The sequence below is a fragment of the Litoreibacter sp. GN1-5 genome, assembly GCF_055693805.1.
Genome location: NZ_JBVFUP010000001.1, coordinates 1 through 15,097, shown reverse-complemented (window position 1 = coordinate 15,097; position 15,097 = coordinate 1). Strand labels below are relative to the sequence as shown.

General features: G+C 53.0%; 9 protein-coding genes and 2 pseudogenes. 5 read left to right on the top strand and 6 right to left on the bottom strand.

Features of this window, described 5'->3' with window-relative positions; all coding sequences use genetic code 11:
- Positions 1-152 precede the first annotated feature (152 nt).
- Both ACZ1HF_RS00055 and ACZ1HF_RS00050 read left to right on the top strand, forming a co-directional pair.
- A pseudogene (locus tag ACZ1HF_RS00055) lies at positions 153-1,120 on the top strand (IS481 family transposase).
- 847 nt (positions 1,121-1,967) lie between these two features.
- Positions 1,968-2,123, top strand: coding sequence for a hypothetical protein (locus tag ACZ1HF_RS00050; RefSeq protein WP_472659092.1), 156 nt, complete (start codon positions 1,968-1,970; stop codon positions 2,121-2,123).
- On the opposite strand, the gene ACZ1HF_RS00045 is transcribed toward ACZ1HF_RS00050, so the two are convergent.
- Positions 2,069-2,239 (bottom strand): DUF3892 domain-containing protein, encoded by a 171-nt coding sequence (locus ACZ1HF_RS00045; protein WP_472655594.1) that lies wholly within the window; start codon positions 2,237-2,239, stop codon positions 2,069-2,071. The genes ACZ1HF_RS00050 and ACZ1HF_RS00045 overlap by 55 nt on opposite strands.
- A 223-nt stretch (positions 2,240-2,462) precedes the next feature.
- Between ACZ1HF_RS00045 and ACZ1HF_RS00040 the strand changes: the two genes are divergently transcribed.
- From ACZ1HF_RS00040 to ACZ1HF_RS00030, 3 genes are all read left to right on the top strand, one after another.
- A complete protein-coding gene (locus ACZ1HF_RS00040) occupies positions 2,463-3,482 on the top strand; it encodes an IS110 family RNA-guided transposase (RefSeq protein WP_472655593.1) in 1,020 nt (339 codons plus the stop codon).
- 482 nt (positions 3,483-3,964) lie between these two features.
- Positions 3,965-6,895: a Tn3 family transposase gene (locus ACZ1HF_RS00035; RefSeq protein ID WP_472655592.1), complete on the top strand. Its 2,931-nt coding sequence runs from the start codon at positions 3,965-3,967 to the stop codon at positions 6,893-6,895.
- A 112-nt stretch (positions 6,896-7,007) separates the two neighbouring features.
- Entirely contained in the window at positions 7,008-7,568 is a 561-nt protein-coding gene (locus ACZ1HF_RS00030; RefSeq protein ID WP_472655591.1) for a recombinase family protein, read from the top strand.
- A gap of 300 nt (positions 7,569-7,868) precedes the next feature.
- Here ACZ1HF_RS00030 and ACZ1HF_RS00025 read toward each other — a convergent pair whose 3' ends face one another.
- From ACZ1HF_RS00025 to ACZ1HF_RS00005, 5 genes and pseudogenes are all read right to left on the bottom strand, one after another.
- Complete coding sequence (locus tag ACZ1HF_RS00025; protein ID WP_472658937.1) at positions 7,869-8,360, bottom strand: MFS transporter; 492 nt, start codon at positions 8,358-8,360, stop codon at positions 7,869-7,871.
- Complete coding sequence (locus ACZ1HF_RS00020; protein ID WP_472658936.1) at positions 8,329-8,763, bottom strand: MFS transporter; 435 nt, start codon at positions 8,761-8,763, stop codon at positions 8,329-8,331. Before ACZ1HF_RS00020 ends, ACZ1HF_RS00025 begins: the two co-directional genes overlap by 32 nt.
- Before the next feature lie 134 nt (positions 8,764-8,897).
- A pseudogene (locus ACZ1HF_RS00015) lies at positions 8,898-9,356 on the bottom strand (IS6 family transposase); the annotation flags it as partial.
- A 234-nt stretch (positions 9,357-9,590) separates the two neighbouring features.
- Positions 9,591-11,945, bottom strand: coding sequence for a S8 family serine peptidase (locus ACZ1HF_RS00010; RefSeq protein ID WP_472655590.1), 2,355 nt, complete (start codon positions 11,943-11,945; stop codon positions 9,591-9,593).
- A 40-nt stretch (positions 11,946-11,985) separates the two neighbouring features.
- A complete protein-coding gene (locus ACZ1HF_RS00005) occupies positions 11,986-14,964 on the bottom strand; it encodes a hypothetical protein (protein WP_472655589.1) in 2,979 nt (992 codons plus the stop codon).
- Positions 14,965-15,097: the final 133 nt, after the last annotated feature.

The following is a 15,097-nucleotide window of genomic DNA, read 5'->3' as shown; positions in this document are numbered from 1 at the left end:
AAGAACACCCAATATACCTCGTCGACCTATTCTCCCAGACTTTGGGCGCCCTAAATCTGTAGGGTCCGCCACGGTTTGAGAAACCAAGCTACTAGGTGTTTAGTCCCGGCATGTGGTGGTCTACTGATTTGTGACCATCAGAAGGGTGAACTATGGGACAAATTCTTCACGGGAGCGCCAAGACCACGCACGCCGTCCGAGCTCTCATACAGCGATCGCAAGCTTCGAACGCGGCGCTGAGTCGGGAACTGGGCATCAACGTCAAGACCGTCGCAAAGTGGCGCAAGCGTGACAGCGTTCAAGACGCTGCTATGGGGCCGAAGGAAGCCCATTCCACGGTTCTCAGCATCGAAGAGGAAGCCGTCATCGTCGCGTTCCGGCGGCACACGCTGCTGCCTCTGGATGATTGTCTCTATGCGCTGCAGCCCAGCATTCCGCATCTCACCCGATCATCATTGCATCGGTGCTTGCAGCGGCATGGGATCAGCCGTCTTCCAGATGTCGAGGGCGACAAGCCGAAGAAGAGGGCGACAAGCCGAAGAAGAAGTTCAAACGTTACCCGATTGGCTATTTCCACATTGACATCGCAGAAGTACGCACTGGAGAGGGGAAGATCCGTTTGTTCGTGGCCATCGACCGAACCTCCAAGTTTGCCTATGTCGAGCTGCATGAGAAGGCGGGCAAGATGATTGCCGCCCAATTCCTGCGCAATCTAATTGCCGCCGTGCCATACAGGATCCACACGATCCTGACGGATAACGGCATCCAGTTCACCAATCGCAAACAGGACACATCCGCATTCGAGCACATCTTTGATCGCGTTTGTCGCGAGCACGAGATCGACCACCGCCTGACAAAGGTGAACCATCCGTGGACGAACGGCCAAGTTGAACGCATGAACCGGACAATCAAAGAGGCGACGGTCAAGCGATATCACTATGACACACATTCACAGCTTGAAACGCACGTCACCGACTTCATTGCAGCCTACAATTACGCACGCCGATTGAAGACGCTGCAAGGCCTCACACCATTCGAATACATCTGCAAAATCTGGACAACCGAACCGGAACGCTTCAATGTCGATCCGACCCACCACATGCCGGGACTAAACAACTAATACTCATGAAACAGACCTAAATAACAGTCAGACACAAAAATAAATGATCTATGTCAATAGATTTCAGAGCATGGTGTGGCGGTCAAGTGAGATAGTTTGACGGGTATGGATTACCTTACTTCATGCAAAAATATATAGACTAAAATCGGCGACAATTATCAGTCATTGATCTAAATTGTTTCCATTTTTCATTCGCTTACGTTAGCAGCATAGAGTATGTTCTGTTTTGATGTGCGCATATTTACCATTTCTTCACATTTGCAGCCATCGAGGATCGTATTCGTGATTCCCTCATCCTTAGCGGATGCCCCCACCACACCCACACATCACCACCCTTGGTCTTGGCTATGGCCGCTACGGCTATGGGCTATGGAAGCTCAAAATTTGAAAATCACTGTAGTTGCGACTTCAGCAAGGCTCGATATTGGGCCAAACGCCGACTTCTTCAACAATATCTCCGCATCTTACCAATTCGTGCACGGTGCAACGAGCTTCGATTTTTACTGAACCGGACATTTGTTCGGGTCGCGGCGAATGTGCCGCGAGAGCCCAGAGTCACCGATGCTGCCAAATGGATAAATGTCCGCTGTGGCGAGGAGCGTTAAACACACCTCACCAGTGCGACAATCAGAAGGCCCAGCTGAATCCCGTCGCCTCTTCCGACACTTCCCACAGCTTTGAGCCTTGTGGTGAAGCGACAGTCAGAGCCTTGCTTGTATCAAATCCAGACCACATCTGGTCCGGTCGGAACGTCATAGGCGAGGGCCTGGGTGATTGAGTCGACCTGATCGTCATGTCTGCCAGAGGGGAAAGCGAGGAGTTCGGCTAGGAGATCGGACAGCCGGCCATGATTGCGACCTGTGCCGATTGGGATGACCTGATCTTCGTGGGCAATGGCTGGCAGGTTCAGGACTGTCCAACCATGATCATCCAGCTGAGTGACATGCCCTACCTACTTTCAGCCACGATAACCCCAACCCGGTCGCCACCAACCGACACGTAAAAACGGAATTCTCCGTCCTCGATCATTTTGATTGCCTTATCTAGTGTGATCTTCCAGCCATTTGTTTCATGGCCCCCAACATGACTAATGCGCTCCCACGCACTGTCTCTATGCAAAATTGAACTATCTCAGCCAGTTTCCACACAGCCTCCGGACTTTCCCGACATTCGTTTTTCCCACTTCGCTGACGCAGCATTTACTCGCGCATGCGGCATGATTGTCGCAGCCATGCAGCAAATGTCACGACTGAGCGGATGAAGTGGATGGCTCCTGCTCCACCCGGCGTCGCAATGCGCCATAATGCAGGTGTCGAAATCTGCTTTTGAGAGGAGCCACCCAATGCAAGTAAAAACCATAGGACTGGATCTGGCCAAGAATGTTTTTCAGGTTCACGGAGTTTCTGTGACTGGCGACAAGGTCTTCAACAAGAAGATCAAACGCGCAAAACTGTTAGAGTTCTTTGAGGGCCTACCGCCTTGTGTGGTCGGTATGGAAGCCTGCGGTTCGGCCCATCATTGGGGCCGTGAACTTCGCAAGTTAGGGCACGATGTCCGTTTGATGCCAGCAACTTACGTCAAGCCATATGTCAAACGCGGAAAGACCGACGCAGTGGATGCAGAGGCAATCTGCGAAGCGGTTGGCCGCCCGACGATGAGATTTGTTGAGATCAAGACCGAAGACCAGCCAGCTCTTTTGACCGCCCACCGCACGCGCGAACTCATCGTCCGCCAGAGAACCCAGGTCTCAAACATGATACGGGGGATGCTGCGTGAGTTTGGCTATGTTCTCCCAACCGGGGTTGAGGCTGTGGCCCGCTTTTCCAAAAGCCACCTGGACGGTGATCAACCTAAAATTCCCGAACTGGCGAACGGGGTTCTCGGCACCTTGTGTTATCAACTCCTTGGGCTCAGCGCCCGAATTGAAGGCTTTTCCAAGTTGATCGAGAGCCATGCTCGGCGAGATGCCAACGCACGCCGACTGATGCAGGTGCCTGGGATTGGTCCAATTACGGCGTCGGCCATCGTGGCGACCGTCGGCGACGCCAAACAGTTCAAAACCGGACGAGATCTGGCCGCTTGGCTGGGCTTAACCCCGCTCAACAAGTCCAGTGGCGGCAAAGAGAGGCTTGGGCGGATTACCAAGAAAGGTGATCATTACCTCAGGAAACTTCTTATCGTTGGCATGACATCGCGCGCATTGATGGCAAAACTCCATCCCGAGAAAGTCGATATCTGGACAGCGAGGATGCTCGCTGGAAAGCCGGTTCGACTTGCAACAGTTGCCATGGCAAACAAAACCGCGCGCGTGATCTGGGCAATGTTGACGAGACAGGAGAATTACCGGCAGCCGGTCACCTGATCGGGACACCTGCCAGAGATGCAAGGCGCATGACGTGATGATGCGGACTAAGTCAACCAAGAGCGAGGACACTCCGGGAATGACGTTGGCCCTCGAAGGCCGTGAAGCCGATTGGAACCTCGCTTGCGGAAATCATCAAGGCCAGTGGCAGATCACCACATGAACAGGCCGGACAGACGACTGTACTGATTAAACGCCGCAATAAACGTCAAAAATGTCTTGCAATGCAGGAGCCATCCACAGACGACTTCTAACGAAGTCCCCGACTGCTGCAGTTGCAGCCTGCACAGCCGACATTCACTAAAGGTGCGAAATTCGCCGACTGTTGAGCGTCTGAAGTGAAGAAGGGAATGGTCGTTCAACCTGGCCCAGTACGCACGAAGTGGGGTAAAAGCGGCAAGATTTCAGGGTTTGGTTTGATCTATTGACAAGGTGGTATGTTCCGTAAGTATATTCCGATATTAGTTATAATTGGAATATGTATGCAGCAGATTTGGTCGGATGAGGAGCTGAGGGCACGTTGGATTGTAAGCGACGCGGAGCGTGGCCTGTTGAAGGGCGTGTCTGAGAAGCGGCGTCTGACGCTTTGCTATTACCTCAAGTACTTCCAACTTCACGCGCAGTTTCCCACGTTGTTGGATTTTGGTTCTGCGCAGGTGCTTGAGTTTTTGGCGTCGCAGATTGGTAGTGCCAATGATGATGGGCTTCCCGTCGTTCCGAAGAGAACGGCTCGCTTTTATCGACACCAGGTTATTGCGTTTCTCGACATTCAGCACTTTGAAAAGGAGACTCGCGCGGTTTTCCTGAACTGGCTGGTCGAGACCGTTTTGCCGACCGCCCCAAATGAAGCGACATCGGACGCTGCCATTACAGAATGGTTCTTGTCCATGCGAATGATCCGGCCCAAGGTAAAAGCCCTGGCAAATCTGATGGCAAAGGCAGAGCGCCGGTTTGAGCGTATTCTGTTTACCAGGATCGCTGGGCGACTTTCCGATGACCATCGGGCGCGCCTTGATGCCCTGCTTGAGACGACGGCTGGCCCTTCTTCTTTTGCCGAAGTATCGCGCAGTTCTGGAGCAGCCAGCGTCGAAAATGTGCTCAGAACGGTGACACGCTTGGAAACCGTTTGTGCAGTCGGTTTGGATCAGACGATCTTGGCGGATGTGCATCCTGACATTGTTGAACGGTTTCGGCTGCGGGCGGGCACAGAAGATGCGTGGGACATGCGCCGACACCCGGATGAGACGCGATATGCGTTGCTATGCTGTTTTCTTGTTCCCCGCGCTGCTGAATTGACCGACGAACTCGGTGATCTTCTGATCAGCATCACCCACAAGATATCTGCTCGCGCGGAAACCAAGGTCATCAAGGAGCTTGTGGCCGAGTTTCGCAAGGTTGAAGGCAAGACGACACTGCTGTTCAAGATGGCGCTTGCGGCAGAAGCGGAACCGACCGGTCGCGTGTGCGATGTGATTTTCCCGGTGGTCAGCCAGAAGACCGTAAGCGATCTGGCCAACGAATATCGTTCTGAGAACCCATCATTTTCATACCGCGTGCATCGTAAGATACGCCGATCCTATGCGCAGCATTACCGGCGCATTCTTCCCGTGATCCTCAAGACGCTCACCTTCAGGTCAAACAATCAGAACTGGCGCCCGCTATTGGATGCCATTGAAGTCTTGGCCGCAGACACAAGCAGGAAACCGCAATACTTTTCTCTCGATGAGGTGCCGCTTGACGGCGTTGTCAGACCCAAGTGGCGAGATGTTGTCATTGAACCCGGACCAGGCGGGCAATCCCGCATCAACCGCCTCAACTATGAGATTTGTGTCCTTCAAAGCCTGAGGGAGCGCCTACGCACCAAGGAAGTATGGATTGAAGGCGCGGCCAGGTACTGCAATCCGGATCAGGATTTGCCACAGGATTTCGATGACAAAAAAGAGCAGTATTTCCAGGACATTGGACAGCCATTGGAAGCTAATCTCTTCGTCGAACGCCTCAAGGGTAATCTCATCACCGCCCTAGATGTGTTCAATCGCGATCTGCCCTCGAACAACGACGTGGCGCTGAAATCGCGGGGCGGCAAAACCCGGATATCGCTCAAACCACTGCAGGCTCAGGATGATCCGGCTATGCTGAATGCACTGAAGGAGGAATTGACCCGCCGATGGCCCATGACCAGCCTGTTGGATGTGCTCAAGGAAGTCGATCTGCGCATCGGCTTCACCAGATCTTTCCCAACAGCGGCAGCGCGACAAGCCCTGTCCGGTGATGAGGTATCCCGCAGGCTTCTACTGGCGCTCTATGGGATCGGAACCAATATCGGGCTAAAGGCTATCGCTGCCGGGCCGCATAATGTGACCTACAAAGAGTTGCTCTATATCCGGCAGCGCTTCATACACAAAAATGCACTGCGCGCTGCAACCCGTGCCATTGCCGATGCCACGAACCGCATTCGCGCCACAGACATCTGGGGCGATGGAAGCAGCAGTTGTGCGTCGGATTCAACCCAGCTCGGGTCTTGGGATCAGAACCTGATGACCGAGTGGCATCAGCGCTATGGCGGGCGGGGTGTCGTGATCTACTGGCACGTCGATGCGAAGGCGACTTGCATCCATTCGCAGCTCAAGCAGGTATCTTCCTCAGAAGTGGCGTCAATGATCGAAGGTGTTTTGCATCACGGTACCGAACTTGAGATTGATCGCCAGTTTGTTGATACCCACGGTCAGAGCGTCGTCGGTTTTGCTTTCTGCTATTTGCTGGGGTTTGAACTCATGCCCCGGTTTAAAGGAATAGCGCGTCAAAAGCTGGTGCGGGCTCTTCCAAAATCCGAACGCACCTATCCAAATCTCGAGCCCCTTTTTGTGCCCAAACCGATCAATTGGGATCTGATTGCTCAGCATTATGATGAGATGATCAAGCTGGCAACTGCCCTGAAACAGCGGACCGCGGAACCAGAGGCCATTCTGCGCCGTTTCATCCGCGGCCAAAGCCACCCGGTGTTTTCGGCGCTTCTGGAACTCGGCAAAGCAGCTAAGACGATCTTTTTGTGCAAATACCTTGGTGACAAGGATTTGCGGCGTGAAATCAATTCCGGCCTCAACGTGATTGAGCGCTGGAACGGGGTGAACGACTTCATCTTCTATGGCAACGGTAATGAGCTGGTATCCAATCGGCGCGACGATCAGGAGATATCAGTTCTGTCACTGCATCTGCTTCAAGCCAGCATGGTCTACGTGAATACACTCATGATCCAGGATGTTCTGGCGGATCAGATCTGGCGCAAGAAAATGACCTCCCGCGACATGGCTGCCCTGAACCCGCTGCCATACAGCCACATCAATCCATACGGTGTCTTCGATCTCGACATGAATGCGCGCCTGCCCCTGAATGAAATGCCGGTGGCGGCATGATATGTTCCGAAACTTATAACAAACGGAACGAATTTTTCCGGTCGCAAAAACAAAGCCTTACTGAATCCGTAATTGCGTTCCGCATTAGAACCCGAAAAACAGGCGCAAAACCATGCTGATCGGCTATGCGCGCGTTTCCACCACAGGACAGAACCTCGAAAGCCAGATCGAGCACCTTCAGGCCGAGGGCTGTAACACGATATTCCAGGAGAAACTGACCGGATATGACCGTCGCCGTCCTCAGCTGGAGAAGATGCTGAGCACCCTTCTACCAGGTGATACGCTCGTCGTCACCAGCCTGGACCGGCTCGCCAGATCCACGCATGATCTCTTTGTCATCACCCGGAAGATTGAAGCCGCAGAGGCGTCGTTCCGGTCGCTCCGGGAGCCCTGGGCCGATACCACAAGCTCAATGGGAAAGTTCCTTCTTACTGTTTTTGCAGGCCTTTCCGAACTGGAGAGAAACCTCATCAACGAGCGAACCGAAGAAGGCCGGACATCGGCTAAAAAACGCGGCGTGAAATTCGGGCGAAAACTCAAGCTCACAACCCACCAGCAAGATCAGGTCAGAACCATGCTACAGGAAGGCCAATCCATCCGCGCAATTGCCCGGCACTTCAATGTCGGTGTCGCAACAATCGACAGAATTAAACGGGCAACTCTGCTCTCCTAAAATCTTGCCGTTTCTGACCCCTTTGAGCGTTCAGGGCCATGATCGCCAGTTCATTATCATTGAAAACGTACCTCCGACCCCCGAAATTGCGCTTTCGGATCAAACTATCGAATTTACGGGCTCCAAATCTAACGGTCGATTTGGCTTGTTTCAGGGCTAAGTCTACTCCGATGAGTCAATTTGATCGAACCTGGATCTTTCCAGCATGGTTGGAGCAGAGAAGAAATGATAAGGGTCAGTTATCCAAATGTCCGGAAATAAGTCGATGTTACCGCATGCTGCGGCAAGCACGGATGTCTGCTACCGGGTTGTCCGATCTTCCGCCCTGTCTCGGCTTAACTTAACGATACCAACTACGGCTAGCATTCCAAATATCGCGACAGCAGTGGAGGTGTGGCGCAAACTGGTAATGTCGGAAAGCAAACCATAGATGATTGTACCAAGCGCCGTTGAACCTATGCGCATCATGATCCACAGGCCCATAACCCGACCGTGGAAACCGTCAGGAATCGACTGCTGTATTTTCGATTGATTTGTTACACTAACGATGGATGCCGAACAGCCCAGGATAGCCGCGCAGGTCAAGCCGAGCGCCCAACTCTCCGTTCGCGACATGACCCAAAGAGCCGAAAAGCCCACAAACGCGAGACATGCTGCGATGTTTTCGGGAAGGTTTTTACGGAGCACTAGGATTGCAGCGGCAACGACCGCACCCAGCCCCGCTGCCGAGAGTAAAAGCCCGGCCCCGTCTGCACCGCGATTAAAGGCAGCCGCCGCAAAAAGTGGGAACAGGTCTACTGCTGCACGCCCTCCCTCCCAACCCGAAAACGCCTGTCAGAAGAAACGCCATTTGGACTTCCCGGCTTTCTCGAATGACGGACCAGCCATCTTGCAGTTGAGAAAGGAAGTCACCGCTTGATTGCGCATGGGTCGTTACTTCTTTTCTCAGTGACCAAACGACCGAAGCAAGGACCAGATTTCCGATTGCACCGGCGAAAATAACCATAGGGACACCGATCGATACAATGAGAACCCCTGCCAACGCCGGGCCAATCATTCGAGTCAGATTGAAGACGAGGGAGTCGAGCGCAATGGCTCGTGACATCAATGCTCTTGGAACTAGCGCAGGAACCAACGCCATGCGCAAAGGCTGATGCGCCGAGACCGTGATGCCGATCAGACATTCAAAGGTGATTAGTACGGCGAACCCCCAACCAGTGCAGTGATTTCAGTCCCTGCTTACTTTAACCAAAACCGTTGCCGTAGGATGAATCCGTCTAGGGAAAGGGCACCTATTTTCAGCTGCTGATTTGTGCAACATAGCCGTGATCCCGCATCTTTCAGAGTTGCGCTTAAGCCGTTGAGACCCGCCGTGTTTGCACCACTCTTGTCAATCGCACAGGCCTTGGGAAGACCGTTGGATCTGATCGCTTTCGTCAAGAAAAGCAGCGCGGCGGCCTCATCGCGATGCTCAGAAAGCATGAAATCAAGCGTTTCCCCATATCGGTCCACAGCCCGATACAAATAACACCACTCACCTCGCACCTTGACGTAGGTCTCATCTAGGCGCCACGATTGCGCGGTCTGAGCTTTGCGCTTCTGAGCGTGCGCGGCCAGTGCGGAAGAATATCTGATCACCCATCTATTCAGTGTGGCGTGGTCGACTTCTACGCCACGCTCGGCCAATATTTCTTCAAGATCACGGTAGCTCACGCCGTAGCGCACGTAGAAGAAAACCGCGTGCAGGATCACATGCTTCGGAAACTGCGCACCTTTGAACGATAGCATCAAACCGGCCTCATGGGGAAATCAGTGGACGACATAGAACATCCGCGCAAACTTTGCGACACAACCGTTTGCCGAGCTCGCTGGATAACTGTATCCAGTCAAAACCCTATCTCGCTTCAGGCCAAAGTTTGAGAAACTGCCGTCTGAGACGCATCAGCCTAGTTGCGATTGAAGAAACTAACCTGACAATGCCGCCCATCCGCCGAATTCTGCTTTCCCATCTCACCGTTCGTCTTAGGTGATGGTAAAATCAATAACTGATGATCCGCCCTTCGGCACGTTTTCGACAACTAGTGTGCTGTTTTTGAGAAGCGTGTCGATCGCATTACGCACAGCTTTGGGCGACAGGACGGTGAATGGCCCAGAGGTTTGTGCTTCGTCATCTCGCGTATTGAACGATTTTGTTCCAGCTTTATTGAGCACCCATTTCCATTCGTCAGGTGTGAGCATTCTACCGACACCGGCCTTTGACATCGCATATTCCTGACCAACGGCAATCAACGAAGCAACCTCAGGGGCAGAGAAACTGGTGCCATCTCTGGGACCGAATTCAGTGTTGTTTTCCCACGAGGCGCCAACCAACTCGTAATCCGTACTCACTGTGACGCCGTCGGGCTCAAACCGGGCATCTGGATCGATTTCGGTGGCTTTTTCTGGATCCGTTCCGCTAACTGTGATGACGCCGGGCATTCCATTCAGACTATCTTGGCGAGCATTAAACCCCGAGCGATTGCCAAAACTCTTAACGACAATGACTCCCAATTTATTTAACTCCTGAAATTTTTGAAATATCTTACGTCTGTTAGGATCGCCGAACCGGATTGACTTACCAAGCGGTAACGTAAGCACGATTGGGCGTCCGCTTGAGGTGCGGGCAGTTTCTATCGTATCGTCCAGCGCTTTGAGCAACTTGGTTGTATCCGGCTTTGCCTTACCTGTTTTCGGATCGCGATTAACACCGTTGAGTGAGATCAGTGTCGCGTCTGCGGAAAACGCCGAAACGCGAGCTCCATCCGGATTTGTAATGCTTGGTGGCATCCGCTTGCCCACCAAACGTGTTGCAACAGCAGTTGCGTGCGCTGAAACTGGATCAGTTGAATCCCCACCATAAAATGTCGGCCCGCCTGAAAAGGTTTCATGCTCAAGATTAGGCTTACCGTCGACCATAACATGGATACTGTCGCGTCCCTTTATCTGCTCACCAGAGGGGTAGGTAAAGACGGCCCGCTGTTTGCTATCTTCAGTAGCGGTAACAGACGTTGCTTTTTTTGCAAAATTCGGCCCGCCTTCGCTACCAAATTGTTCAGAAGCGGGTTCCGGCCCCTTAGATGAAACTGGAGTAGTCGCGCGTCTCGCAGCGCGATCATTCGCCTCAGGCTGCACCGGCGGCAAGGTAGGTATCGTTCCGCTAGGAGCATTCAAATCCTCACCTTTTGGCCCAATTCGCCGCTGACGCACTGCTCTGCCACCCGGCAAATTCGCCGTCACACCTTGGAGACCTGCCGGCAAATTCTTGATCAGGTAGCTCCCATTTCGGTCGGTCAGAACACCTACTTCAGTATTATCCTGTTTACCATTCGCGTTCTCGTCGATGAACACTGGAACGCCCTCCAAGGCCTTCTCCCCCTTTTGGCGTTTACCGTCCTCGTTCTTATCAACAAAAATGTCACCCTCTAACGAACCTTCAGTGCCGCGCTCATACGGCGGTGCAGGAAGGGGTCGATTTTCTTTGGGAATATCATCAATGTCCAGTTCACCACCTCTCTGATTCTTGATCGGCGCTGCTTGCTCTGGCATTTTGCTCAGCGCCCTATCATCGAGAACAAACAGGCCTGATCCACCCTTTGAGAATATCGGTGTATCAAGATTCTCAATCGCGTCTGGGTTTATGCCACCTTGTCCGTCTGGGAATTTTTTAGCCAGCAACTTCCGGTCTTCTATGTCGACCCCTATTGCGTCGAGGAGGTCGTCTTTTTCCCCTTTTTTGAGGGAGGGTGAGCGCAGGATGTTTGCGACGATGCGGTTTGGTCTGTCACCTGTCATGGCATCTTTGTTGATCGACCATGTGCCGGATTTTTCGTCGATCTTGATGATGCCTTTTTTGATGAACAGGTCGATGTCCTTGGCGCTCATGGGCTTGCCACCATTCAGTGCCATGAGCACATTGGCCCCCTCACCTGCTTCGAGGCTTGTCCCGTCATCATCGAAGTCGAAGCCGGCTTTGCTCATGTTCTGAACAAACTTTTCAGCGTTCACGCTGCCTGATCCCGCAATGTCCGTCCCGGTGGTGGCAACCGATCCAGTTGGGACGGGATCGACGCCTAGCTTTTTGGCGTAGTTTTTGTTGAAGTAGTCAAACGTTGCAGAGAACTTGGCGCCAAGCGCTCTGGCCTCTGCTGGAGTGGCATTACCATTGGCGACCATCCACCATAGGCTTGCGATCTCACTATGTTCGCCACCGCTGCTACTTGCATCGAGATCACCAACATCGTCCTTTTCGAGAGCTTCTTTCCACGCTGTGGGATTTTTTACGTTGCCGGCTTTGCCTGTTCCGTCCTGCAAAATACGATAGAAAAAATTCTGTACCATATCCGCCCGCAGGCCGGTCCCATCCTCATCGACATATTTTTCAATGTCGCGCGCATGGGCCGTGATCGCGAGCGAGGTCAACATCGCTTTTGCTTTCGAATTTGAAGTCAGGTGAACCGTAGGCGTCTTCCTCAGTCGTCCCATCTATGACGCTAAGAGATTTAATGCCGTTATCCTTGACCTCGTCCAAAAGCTTCTCACCGCCAATGATATTGAGAGAACGCACAATACCCGCAATGCCTGCGCCCATGGCTTTGTTGCGTTTTCCTACCCGGCCCTTACTATCTTTGGTATTGAAGATAAAAATATCAACAACATCACTCATCATATCAAGAAAGGCATCATTGCCACTGGGTTTATACGGTTCGACCTCTCTCCCGTCGGTCGAGCGTTGATACAGGCGCCCTTTTACGACGCTCTTACCTTTATATGTGATGACAAATTTGGTGTTGTCCTTGCTATCAAGCTTGACGTCCCAGTTTTTTAGATCCTTTTCGGTCTGCTTGTTTTCTTCCAGAAAAACGCCAAGCAGAGAATTAAACCCACCAGCAGGCGTTCCATCAAGAATCCGTTGCACACTTGGGCGGATACCGCCGCTTTTTTGCTTCAGGCCGCTGGAATCGTCCGCCGAGACGCTAAAGCCATCCGTCTCTTCAGCCGCAGTGCTTCCATCATCGGTTTTGCTGTTTGGGTCTGTCTCTTTGACGCTGCTGCGCGTGACGAACGTGTTATCGGGGCCCATAATCAGGTAGCCGTCATCAATCGCGCGGTTGATCTCGACGGGGTGCAAAGTTCCGTCGCCATTGCCATAGCTGTCATCAATCCGTGTGCGCAGTTTCTTGTCGTCAAAGCCCAACTGGCCCGTGATCTTGTTGCGCCCCTTTTCGGTATCTGACGCAAAGGTCAAAAGCTTGCTGTTCTTGTTCAATGCAAAGGTAATGCGCTTGAGCTCTGTTGGTTCCAACTTCGTCAGATCGACGCTCCATTTACCATCCTTGATCACAATCACACCGCGATCAATGAACTTGGCAATGTCTTTGGCGCTCAGAGGCTTGCCACGATTGGCCGCTTGCAGGGCGAACATCGCAGCCGTCTTGCCCTTCGCATCACCCCCATACTCAAGACCGTCCTTGGTCACGACGCCCTTCTTCTCCATCAGCTTGGGCAGATCTTTCATCGTCACAGGCTTGCCGTCATTGGCCGCAATGATCTTGTCGCCGATCTCCTGATATTGCGGCTCCGGTGTGAACTCCGTCGGATCGGTGGGTCTGGCACCCGCAGACGGCTTCGTCTCGGCTGGCTTGCCCGTCGTCGTATCCACAGGCTTGCCAACCGCGCTCTTGGCACCGGGCTTGACGTTGAACGACACAACCGCGTCGCGGAAATCATCGCCTACAAACTCACCATCACCTTTGGAGCGCAGGCGGTCCTCAAACCCGATCGCTTGTGTCCCTTCCTCAGGATTGACCAATAGCCGCGCACGTTGCGGATCACTGCCCGAGATGATCGCGCCGTCTTGGGTGATATTGCGCACCCGCACCGCAGGCGGCGTTTTGCCAACCTGGTTGATATCGACATATTGCTCTGTCTCTTGGTATCCAAAGCCCTTCCTGGCAATCACCGTCCATTTCTTCGTCTTGGGATCAAAAACCTCAACCACCAACTCATCTTCAGTATTGAACTCAACCTTCGTGCGCGACTTCTTGATGGTGCCCTTCGGCACAGAAGGCGGGGCGTCGGTCGCGTCAACCGGCGAGCCAAAGGAAGGACCCGCAGGTTCGACTGGACCAGTGGTGACCGTATCACCTTCTGACCCATCGCCTGGCTTAGATGGTGCTGGCTTGCCATCCGGTGTTGCACTTGGCTTCTTCTGAGGTTTGATGGTTATAATGGCATCATTAAAATCACCATCGCCTTTGAAGCCAACAGAACCATCGGGCTCCAAGCCATCTACTCGGCCGTCGCCAAACTCATCAAAAGAAATTGTAATGGAGCCATCTGCATTGCGCGTGCTGCGTGACGTACTTCCTGCAGGATTGCCATCAACCTTCGCCGCAGTTGTCGCCACCACGTAGCCACCTTTAGGGTGGCTTTTATCAACATTGAAAACGCTGAACTCACCATCAAGCTTGTCAGGCAGTTTAGCCGTCAGATCCGTGACAACAAAAGGAACTTTATCTTGGGCATTCGGTGTCTGCTTTTTCTTGCGCGCCACGACGATAGGTTTCTTCGACCCTTTGGGAGTGTAGAGCACCATCAGCTCATTGGACGATTCAAACGACGCCGTGACCTGCTGGACAGGCGCATCCGTCGTAATCCGCGCCTGCGCCTGCACCGTTTGCCCATCCAACCGAACCTGGGCCGTGTCGGAAGATTGCGATCTGTATAAACCGGGCGTGGCTTCACGCGATACAGGCTTGCCAGTCACAACCCGCGCAATCCGAGCCCCGACATCACCCGGCGCGACGTCCACACCTTTGGAGGCCATATAAGCACCGACAGCCTCCCCATACTCCTCGTTCAATGTCTTTTGACGCTCAGATGGTGTCAGGCCAGCCCGCAGGATAATCGTCCCCCGCCCACCATTCCGCCCTGCCACAAACGCACCGTTCGCACCATCCGGAAGCTGCGTCTTGCGATCACCAGGAACCGCAACAACAACCTTGGGTGTCTTAAAACCATCCAGAGAAACTTCGTCGCCACTGCCACCCAAAAACTCATCAATTAAAAAATCCATGAAAATCTGTTCGCGTAACGTGCGCTCTTGTGCCGTCATTCCGTCAATTGCTGTCGCAAGCTCCGCACGACCCTCAGCAGTCGAAACCTGCCCCTTCAATTGAACGCGCGGCTGGGACACCGAACCGTCACGACCCCCGCCAGACCGCACACCACCTGCAGAGCCGCCATCAGACCCCGTGTCGGACCCCTTTACACCACCTCGCCGGACACCCACCCCATCAGCTTCTACCTTATTGCCAAAGCCAACACCATTACGACCAACCAGCTGTGTATTTGACATTTGAAAACTCCAATATGAGACCTGACCGTCAGCTTAACTACAAAAAAATAGCAGAAAAATTGCGCCAGCTACTCAAACATCAAACCGATCCCTGAAACACAAGACAGTCCCAGATACGCAGATCTGATACGTA